2 protein-coding genes are annotated in these 2,351 nt (G+C 45.0%); both read right to left on the minus strand.

From position 1 onward, the window contains the following. Positions 1-118: 118 nt before the first annotated feature. Complete coding sequence (locus LKD48_RS16330; protein ID WP_118613514.1) at positions 119-1,168, minus strand: P1 family peptidase; 1,050 nt, start codon at positions 1,166-1,168, stop codon at positions 119-121. 43 nt (positions 1,169-1,211) lie between these two features. Next, positions 1,212-2,051: an aminotransferase class IV gene (locus LKD48_RS16335; protein WP_066564666.1), complete on the minus strand. Its 840-nt coding sequence runs from the start codon at positions 2,049-2,051 to the stop codon at positions 1,212-1,214. Between the last annotated feature and the right edge of the window lie 300 nt (positions 2,052-2,351).

Raw genomic sequence — 2,351 nt, forward strand, 5'->3', positions numbered from 1 at the left:
GGGGTTTGAGTCCGATGGAGTATAGACGCAGTCTTGGAATTGCTTAATTCAGGTCCAAGAAAGCGTCCGCACCCCCATTCTCCACAAATTGTGACGCACATCTTGCAGAAAGCCTTTTTCAAACACGCTCTGGCAAAAATTCGCTGAGACAATGATAAATTTTTCCATCGACTCCGGTTTCCTGATGCGCATAAATCAATGAATTGCAGATTGCTTCTTCTACTGATTCCGCAGCCATCCGGAAAACCAGATCCAGCCGGTCTTCCGGAAAGCACGAAATCGAAAGAAGTTTCTCTTTTCCTGCTGCCGGAAGATAATTTTCGTTTGTAAATCCAATAAAAACATCTCCGCTTCCATGTCCCATATAAGAACCGGTCCGGACAAGTCCAACGGCCGCGCGTTTTAATACACGTTTCAACTGACGCGCAGAAAGCGGAATATCAGTACCGATTATAATCATAATCGATCCTTCGTCCTTTGAGTTCTTCGGGTGCAGTTCCTGCGCGATTCTGTTTCCAACCGGCTGACCGCAGATCATCAGATCCTCCATACGACCAAAATTGGACTGAACCAAAGCTCCAAGCGTATATGTTTTTCCAGCAAAGTCCAGCACCCGCGAAGACGAACCAATGCCACCTTTTAAACCACAGCAGACGGTTCCCCGTCCCGCGCCCACGCACCCCTGTTCAAACGCTTCAGAAGCGCTTTCTAAAGCCTGAATAACGTGATGCACTTCCACTGCACGCTCCTGGATCGGATTGATTAAAGAATCATTCGTTTCTCCTACAACCGGATTGATGCTTCGCACTTTGATGTGATCCCCTGCACATTTCTGTATCGTATATTCAACCAATGCATCCGAAACCTTTCCAACGTTCAGGGTATTAGTCAGGCAAATCGGTGTCTCTATCACACCGAGTTCCTCAATTTGAATCGTTCCTGCTGTCTTCCCGTATCCATTTAATGTAAACACACTGGCAACCGGTTTCTTTACGAAAACATTTCCATCGCACGGGATAACAGCCGTCACGCCGGTTTTATGACCATTTTCTTCCACCGTACAGTGCCCGACCTTCACTCCCGGCACATCGGTAATCAAGTTTGCCTTCCCGCACGGAATGCTTCCTACCTTATATCCATAGGAGCGGATGTCCTTTGCTCCATTCATACCAAATCCTCCAATTCAGCATCCAAAACAAGTCTTGTACCGATTAGTTGGTTGCCGTCATAAATTCATCCATGATTTCTTTGCGGATTTTCTCAAGAAGTTCCGGTGCCTTTCCTCCAACCGGCTTCCCGTCCAGTTCATTCGCATACATGCAGAGCTTGCTTGAACTTGTAACAAGAACCTCATCTGCATCAAACATTTCATCCAGAGTATATGGAGTCTCACTCACCGGAATTTCAAGCTTTTTACATGCTTTAATCAGATGAGCTCTTACAATTCCCGGCAGAATCAGGTTATCTGTCGGCGCTGTAATCAGTTTGCCGTCCTTAATGATGTGGCAGTTGCTGTGCGCGCACTCCGTAACCCGCTTTCCCGGTCTGTAAAATACACACTCTTCCGCCCCTGCTCTTTTTGCCTTCTCAGCTGCCATGACAGACGGAATCAGATTCAACGTCTTGATGTTGCAATGGAAAAATCGCGTATCCTCTGCTGTAATCAGCTTAATTGGCTTCGTCCCATCCGCGATTTCTGCCGGCTTTAACATAATCCACAAATTTGCCTTTCCTTCCGGGAATACATGGTTACGCATGCCGGTACCTCTTGTTACCTGATAATAAACAAACAGATTTCCGGTATCCATTTTGTTTACCATTTCCTGGAGCAAGTCCGCCAGTTCTGCTTTTGTCACAGGCACTTTGATATCCAGAAGTCCGGCGCTGTTGAATAAACGATCGATATGTTCATTCAATGCAAAAATTTTATAGTTTCTTGACAGCCCTGCGTCATAAACCCCATCTCCGAACCAGCATACTCTGTCATTCATTGGAATGCTCATCTCGTCCAGCTCGCCAAATTTTCCATTATAATATCCTAATGTTTTCATTCTCTTTTCCTCCATTTTCTCAAAGAAAAAACAACAAACACGCTCTAGTGTTGAAGCGCAAAAAAATAGGCAAAAATGCTTTACAAACACCTTTGCTTGCTTAAATGATATTATCATTATAATTCTTTTTTTCTAAAATGCAATCCCTATTTTTTTATAAATTACTTTTTTGCAAAATATGCCGTTTTTTTCAAACATGCTGCGGCGGGGTCTCTTTAGCAGCCTGACTTAACCCAGCGGCAAGCCACTGGGGTTCCATTGACGGAGTTCTAGTGCCTGCGTACATCGCAAGGACTTTGG

The organism is Anthropogastromicrobium aceti (assembly GCF_020687335.1).
GTDB classification, from domain to species: domain Bacteria; phylum Bacillota; class Clostridia; order Lachnospirales; family Lachnospiraceae; genus Anthropogastromicrobium; species Anthropogastromicrobium aceti.

Excerpts from the sequence above, each read along its gene's own strand:
- LKD48_RS16330 (WP_118613514.1), bottom strand. The coding sequence starts at position 1,168 with ATGAATGGAGCAAAGGACATCCGCTCCTATGGATATAAGGTAGGAAGC.
- LKD48_RS16335 (WP_066564666.1), bottom strand. The coding sequence starts at position 2,051 with ATGAAAACATTAGGATATTATAATGGAAAATTTGGCGAGCTGGACGAG.